Raw genomic sequence first — 7221 nt, 5'->3', positions numbered from 1 at the left:
CTAAGTCGAGTTATCTGATCATCGAAGAGAGATACAAATTTTAGCGTTTCCAGTTTATGTTGTATCGCCCCTACCCTGCCGCGCCTTCGGCGCTCTCGGGACATTGGCGATGCTTCGTTTCAACGAGAACCGGAAACGCCTTAGAGGACTTGTTAGGTTTGGCGATGACCTACTCTCCCACGTCTTAAGACGCAGTACCATCGGCGCTACGGCACTTAACGGCTGGGTTCGGGATGGGACCAGGTGTTTTGCTCGCGCTATGATCACCAAACCAAACAAATCCTCTACGAGCCTTCCGCGATGGGAAGGTCTCGGGCGGGAGGCGGCGCATTCTTGGATGCGCGTTCCCGCTCTTTTGCCATTCTGGAAGGAACGGCTGTGTTGATGTCCAAGTCAGTACAGCTAATGTATGTGTATGCTTTTGATGTGATTGGCAGAAGTCTTGCTTCTACTGGATCAAATCAAGCCTATCGAGCAATTAGTACCAGTCAACTGAACGTGTTACCACGCTTACATCTCTGGCCTATCGACGAGGTGGTCTACCTCGGCTCTCAGGGATACCTTGTTTTGAGGGGGGCTTCCCGCTTAGATGCCTTCAGCGGTTATCCTGTCCGATCATAGCTACCCAGCACTGCTATTGGCATAACAACTGGTCCACCAGTGGATCGTTCACCCCGGTCCTCTCGTACTAGGGGCAACTCCTCTCAAGTATCCTACACCCACGGAAGATAGGGACCGAACTGTCTCACGACGTTCTAAACCCAGCTCACGTACCTCTTTAAACGGCGAACAGCCGTACCCTTGGGACCTGCTCCAGCCCCAGGATGAGATGAGCCGACATCGAGGTGCCAAACACTGCCGTCGATATGGACTCTTGGGCAGTATCAGCCTGTTATCCCCGGCGTACCTTTTATCCGTTGAGCGATGGCCCTCCCACTTGGGACCACCGGATCACTATGGCCGTCTTTCGACTCTGCTCGACTTGTCAGTCTTGCAGTCAGGCTGGCTTCTGCCATTGCACTCAACGAGCGATTTCCGACCGCTCTGAGCCAACCTTCGCGCGCCTCCGTTACGATTTAGGAGGCGACCGCCCCAGTCAAACTACCCGCCACACAGGGTCCCGGATCCGGATAACGGACCGCGGTTAGACATCAAGCAGAACAAGGGTGGTATCTCAAGGGAGGCTCCACCGAAACTAGCGTTCCGGCTTCAAAGCCCACCACCTATCCTGCACATGTTCGGCCTAATGCCAGTGTGAAGCTGTAGTAAAGGTGCACGGGGTCTTTCCGTCTAACCGCGGGAAACCTGCATCTTGACAGGTAATTCAATTTCGCTGAGTCTATGTTGGAGACAGCGGGGAAGTCGTTACGCCATTCGTGCAGGTCGGAACTTACCCGACAAGGAATTTCGCTACCTTAGGACCGTTATAGTTACGGCCGCCGTTTACCTGGGCTTCAATTCAGAGCTCTCACCCCTCCTTTTAACCTTCAGGCACCGGGCAGGCGTCAGACCCTATACGTCGTCTTGCGACTTCGCAGAGCCCTGTGTTTTTAATAAACAGTCGCCACCCCCTGGTTTGTGCCCCCAGCCCCTAGTTGCCTAGGAACCGGGCCTCCTTCTCGCGAACTTACGGAGGTATTTTGCCGAGTTCCTTCAACATAGTTCTCTCAAGCGCCTTGGTATTCTCTACCAGTCCACCTGTGTCGGTTTAGGGTACGATCTAGCGATGGAGCTATTTCCAGGAACCTCTAAGCAGCCCATTCAATCCGATAAGGATGAACTACCCTCGAGATCCGTCACTTCCATCTGGCCCAGGAATATTAACCTGGTTCCCATCGACTACGCCTTTCGGCCTCGCCTTAGGGGTCGGCTTACCCTGCTCAGATTAGCTTTAAGCAGGAACCCTTGGACTTTCGGCGAGAGTGTCTCTCACACTCTTTGTCGCTACTCATGTCATCATTCTCACTAGTGATCTCTCCACCGGATCGCTCACGCGCCAGCTTCACAGAAAAGACTTTGTCTTTTCTGACTTCTTTTTTGCACTACCGCCTTCGGCTACTTGAGTGCGAACACCCAGGCAACTGTCGTTGGCCATACAAGAAGTCAGGAAGACGTAGTCTTATGTCACACTACGCTCTGCTACCATGCAATAAATGCATCCTCAGCTTCGGCTCATGGCTTGAGCCCCGTTACATCTTCGCCGCAAGACAGCTTAATTAGACCAGTGAGCTGTTACGCTATCTTTAAAGGATGGCTGCTTCTAAGCCAACCTCCTGGTTGTTTTGGCCGTCTCACCTGCTTTCCCACTTAGCCATGAATTAGGGGCCTTAGCTGGAGGTCAGGGTTGTTTCCCTCTTCACGACGGACGTTAGCATTCGCCGTGTGTCTGCCATCTAGTACTCCTCGGTATTCGGAGTTTGGTTAGGATCAGTAAGCCTGTGGGGCCCCATTACCCATCCAGTGCTCTACCCCCGAGGGTATTCGGATGACGCTCTACCTAAATAGATTTCGCAGAGAACCAGCTATCTCCGAGTTTGATTGGCCTTTCACCCCTAGGCACAGCTCATCCCGATCCTTTTCAACGGATGTGGGTTCGGTCCTCCAGTAAGTGTTACCTTACCTTCAACCTGGCCATGCCTAGATCACTCGGTTTCGGGTCTGATCCCACGAACTCGACGCCCTATTAAGACTCGCTTTCGCTGCGCCTACACCTAACGGCTTAAGCTTGCTCGTGAGACCAAGTCGATGACCCATTATACAAAAGGTACGCTGTCAGGGCGTAAAGCCCCTCCAACTGATTGTAGGCGTTCGGTTTCAGGTACTGTTTCACTCCCCTCGTCGGGGTGCTTTTCACCTTTCCCTCACGGTACTGGTTCACTATCGGTCAGTAAGGAGTACTTAGCCTTCGAAGGTGGTCCTCCGATCTTCAGACAGGATTTCACGTGTCCCGCCCTACTTAATACGTCCAATCATGCTTCTTATACGGGACTATCACCCACTCTGGTTGCGCATTCCAACGCATTCTAACCACACTCATGGCTCGGCTGGTCCCCGTTCGCTCGCCGCTACTAGGGGAGTATCAATTGATTTCCTTTCCTCCGGGTACTTAGATGTTTCAGTTCCCCGGGTTTGCTTTTCTAAACCTATGTATTCAGTCTAGAAATACCTGTTTTACCGCATTATTGATCGCCGCCGAAGCGGGTAACAATAACACAGTATCAGGTGGGTTGCCCCATTCAGAAATCCATGGATCAAAGCCTATTCTCGGCTCCCCATGGCTTATCGCAGAGTATCACGTCTTTCATCGCCTCTTACTGCCAAGGCATTCACCAAACGCCCTTTTCGCGCTTGATTTGATCCAGAAAAAGCAAGACTTGCGTCCCGCGCGACGATCAGAAGCTGGTAAGAAACTGATCCTCCTTATCCTGGTTCAAAAGCATACTTTTTCCCGCCCAGACTATCGTCTGGACAACGAGACATGCTGATAGCCACAACCCGTGCAGGGTGCAGCGTCATGTCTCTGGTTAGTGTACTTGACTTGGACAACACGTTCTTTTCGGCAGGCATACGCTTGGTCGGCCGAGGAAACAGCCTTGCAAACGCTCGCTTTGGCCCACATCCGAAGACATGGTCCGCCGCACCAAACCGAGGTCATTCCCTTACGCGGGACAACCAAACAGTGTTGTTATTGTATCTCTCTTTACGATGTCAATTTGATGCGCTCCCGAAGGAACTCACCAGTGTCCGATTGGACGAGCAAACGCGCCATAGCGCGCTTGCTGATCTAATCAGCTGTACTTGAACCACTCAGGCAGGACCGTCCGGTTGTCGAATGTAACCGATCTGGCTCTGAGAACCTTTTGCGATGCCTCCGCGACCGGATCATCTGCAATCGTTGCATAGGCCTGTGCCCTTGCAGTCATCCAGTCGATCTTTGGTGCTTTTTGAAACATGTCAAAGAACTTCATGGCGTCCTTGTCGGCATGCAACCATGCTTTCCCCGGTAAGCCATCCTCTTTGCCAGATGCAATCTCCGACCGATGCGCATTGGCCTCGGTAAGTGCGTCGATGCTGGCATACTTGAGATGCGCCAGGTAAACACCCTCAGGCATCACCATCACCGCATCCTTTGTCAGGCTTATTCCGTGTCGAACCAGATGCGTACCGCGCCTGACCGCCCAGGCCTTGCTGTAATGACCCGAGAAAACCGCATTGCTGCGCTTTGTCAGCGCTGCATCCGTTGCTTTCATCGTGTCATCCTCGATGACCTCTGCAACGTTCAACCCGAGGGCAAACAAGGCATTGGATCGACGATGCGACCTGAACAAGGCGGCGAAAGAGCCATGATGCGCTGGATCAATGCAGATCAGCTCATCAGCGTCTGTCCTGATCACCCAGTCATATATGACACCCAATCCGTCCTGGATGCTGTTGAGCAATTGCCCCCGCATCCTGTCGAAACCGGTCAGGTCCGCCCTTGGAACCGCTATCACATTTGCCCGGGGGCAAAGTGCCGCAATCTTTGGATCAGATCCGTGAGCCACAATGAACAGGTTATCCGAACCAAGGTGCCGTGAATAATGTGCGTACCATTGAGATAACGCCCAGTAGTCCCGGTAAACCATTGTGATCGCACATATCTTCATGTCTCCTTCTAGCCATGTTGGCCGTCCGAGAACAAGAAGTAATGGTGGAGCCTAGGAGGATCGAACTCCTGACCTCCTGAATGCAAATCAGGCGCTCTCCCAGCTGAGCTAAGGCCCCAAACTTGCTGCGCAAGTTTGGGGCCTGTTGTCCGACAGGGTACTTTGCAACGCAAAGTGTCCCGAAAGGACTGGCCCGTGACCTGCACGGCATGTGTTGTGAACTGGTATTACGTCCGCTGCCCTTCTCGGGACTTCGGCTGCGCCGATTCCCTGCCACAGCGAAACGCCTCGCTACGCGAAACGCTTGGTGGGTCGAGGAGGACTTGAACCTCCGACCTCACGCTTATCAGGCGTGCGCTCTAACCACCTGAGCTACCGACCCAGTTGATTTTGCCCAGGCAAAATCGACGTCGCGCAAACAGCGTATTGCGAAGCAATGCGCGAGTTGCGCCAGGCGGGTCGGACCCGCATTGCAACCCTTCCGGGGATATCGCTGCGCGATACCCTGTCAGGGCGACGCGCCTCACTGCGTGAGGCGCTTGCTGAAGAGATATGAGGACGGCCCGGTCCGAAGGACATCTTGCGATGTCCCGAATATGGACAGTTTTGTTTACTGTCCTGCTAAGTGTTTCATGAGTTTTATGCGCTACCGCTTCGCTACTTGAGCGCGTTGGTATCACTTAAAATCTGCTAGAAACATCCTTAGAAAGGAGGTGATCCAGCCGCAGGTTCCCCTACGGCTACCTTGTTACGACTTCACCCCAGTCGCTGATCCTACCGTGGCCGCCTGCCCCCCGAAGGTTAGCGCAGCGTCGTCGGGTAGAACCAACTCCCATGGTGTGACGGGCGGTGTGTACAAGGCCCGGGAACGTATTCACCGCGTCATGCTGTTACGCGATTACTAGCGATTCCGACTTCATGGGGTCGAGTTGCAGACCCCAATCCGAACTGAGATAGCTTTTTGGGATTAACCCATTGTCACTACCATTGTAGCACGTGTGTAGCCCAACCCGTAAGGGCCATGAGGACTTGACGTCATCCACACCTTCCTCCCGCTTATCACGGGCAGTTTCTTTAGAGTGCCCAGCCGAACTGCTGGCAACTAAAGATGTGGGTTGCGCTCGTTGCCGGACTTAACCGAACATCTCACGACACGAGCTGACGACAGCCATGCAGCACCTGTCACTGCGTCACCGAAGTGAACGCCCGATCTCTCGGGTTAGCACAGGATGTCAAGGGTTGGTAAGGTTCTGCGCGTTGCTTCGAATTAAACCACATGCTCCACCGCTTGTGCGGGCCCCCGTCAATTCCTTTGAGTTTTAATCTTGCGACCGTACTCCCCAGGCGGAATGCTTAATCCGTTAGGTGTGTCACCGAACAGTATACTGCCCGACGACTGGCATTCATCGTTTACGGTGTGGACTACCAGGGTATCTAATCCTGTTTGCTCCCCACACTTTCGTACCTCAGCGTCAGTATCGAGCCAGTGAGCCGCCTTCGCCACTGGTGTTCCTCCAAATATCTACGAATTTCACCTCTACACTTGGAATTCCACTCACCTCTCTCGAACTCAAGACCAGGAGTTTAGGAGGCAGTTCCGAGGTTGAGCCTCGGGATTTCACCCCCTACTTTCTGATCCGCCTACGTACGCTTTACGCCCAGTAATTCCGAACAACGCTAACCCCCTCCGTATTACCGCGGCTGCTGGCACGGAGTTAGCCGGGGTTTCTTTACCAGGTACTGTCATTATCATCCCTGGCGAAAGTGCTTTACGACCCTAAGGCCTTCATCACACACGCGGCATGGCTAGATCAGGCTTGCGCCCATTGTCTAAGATTCCCCACTGCTGCCTCCCGTAGGAGTCTGGGCCGTGTCTCAGTCCCAGTGTTGCTGATCATCCTCTAAAACCAGCTATAGATCGTAGACTTGGTAGGCCATTACCCCACCAACTATCTAATCTAACGCGGGCCGATCCTTTACCGATAAATCTTTCCCCCGAAGGGCTTATACGGTATTACTCTCAGTTTCCCGAGGCTATTCCGTAGAAAAGGGTACGTTCCCACGCGTTACTAACCCGTCCGCCGCTCGCCCCGAAGGGTGCGCTCGACTTGCATGTGTTAGGCCTGCCGCCAGCGTTCGTTCTGAGCCAGGATCAAACTCTCAAGTTGAAAAGCAATTGCTTGCTTATCCTTGACGTCGAACCTCTGCACATCGACCTGCAGTACTTACTGAATACCACAGGCGTCTTTTCTGTTTGTTGTGCTTGCAGTTACCAAAGTAACCAGAAGCCGTCCAAACAGTGAAGCTGACACTACATCATCGACCGAAGTCTAGTAGCGCGATATGAAGAGGTTGATCCATCGAATGAACCAAACCGCCCACATATCTCTTCAGATACTATCAATTTCAAAGAGCGTAGAGACAAAAGAGACTGAGATGCGCCCTAACTTCCTGGCGCGCCCCGCCCAAATACCTCTGATATTTCTTGTCCGCCTCGTTTCCGCCCGTCCGCGTTTCCGCTTCCGTCCGGCCCGTCTGACGCCCCGCCGGTGCATCTCTGCGCCGCCGGTGAGGG

Annotated in this window: 1 protein-coding gene, 2 tRNA genes and 3 rRNA genes; all 6 read right to left on the bottom strand. The window is 53.3% G+C overall.

Annotated elements, in window-relative coordinates; all coding sequences use genetic code 11:
• Positions 1-156: 156 nt before the first annotated feature.
• The 6 genes from rrf to O4H53_RS26650 all read right to left on the bottom strand — a co-directional run bounded on the left by rrf (position 157) and on the right by O4H53_RS26650 (position 6814).
• Positions 157-271: ribosomal RNA gene (rrf, locus tag O4H53_RS26675) — 5S ribosomal RNA — on the bottom strand.
• A 186-nt stretch (positions 272-457) separates the two neighbouring features.
• Positions 458-3354 (bottom strand): 23S ribosomal RNA (locus tag O4H53_RS26670).
• Positions 3355-3788: 434 nt separating this feature from the next.
• On the bottom strand, positions 3789-4625 hold the full coding sequence (locus O4H53_RS26665) for a glycosyltransferase family 2 protein (protein WP_269367981.1): 837 nt from the start codon (positions 4623-4625) through the stop codon (positions 3789-3791).
• 63 nt (positions 4626-4688) lie between these two features.
• Positions 4689-4764, bottom strand: a tRNA-Ala gene (locus O4H53_RS26660).
• Positions 4765-4951: 187 nt separating this feature from the next.
• Positions 4952-5028 (bottom strand) — tRNA-Ile (locus O4H53_RS26655).
• Between the two features lie 324 nt (positions 5029-5352).
• Positions 5353-6814, bottom strand: a 16S ribosomal RNA gene (locus O4H53_RS26650).
• Together the 16S, 23S and 5S rRNA genes with 2 tRNA genes alongside form the textbook arrangement of a ribosomal RNA operon.
• Positions 6815-7221: the final 407 nt, after the last annotated feature.

The sequence above is a fragment of the Sulfitobacter sp. G21635-S1 genome (genome assembly GCF_027213915.1).
Classification (GTDB): Bacteria; Pseudomonadota; Alphaproteobacteria; order Rhodobacterales; family Rhodobacteraceae; genus Sulfitobacter.
Note: the sequence above shows the minus strand (reverse complement) of the source record. Positions and strands in the feature narration are given on the sequence as shown.

Excerpts from the sequence above, each read along its gene's own strand:
- O4H53_RS26665 (WP_269367981.1), bottom strand. The coding sequence starts at position 4,625 with ATGGTTTACCGGGACTACTGGGCGTTATCTCAATGGTACGCACATTAT.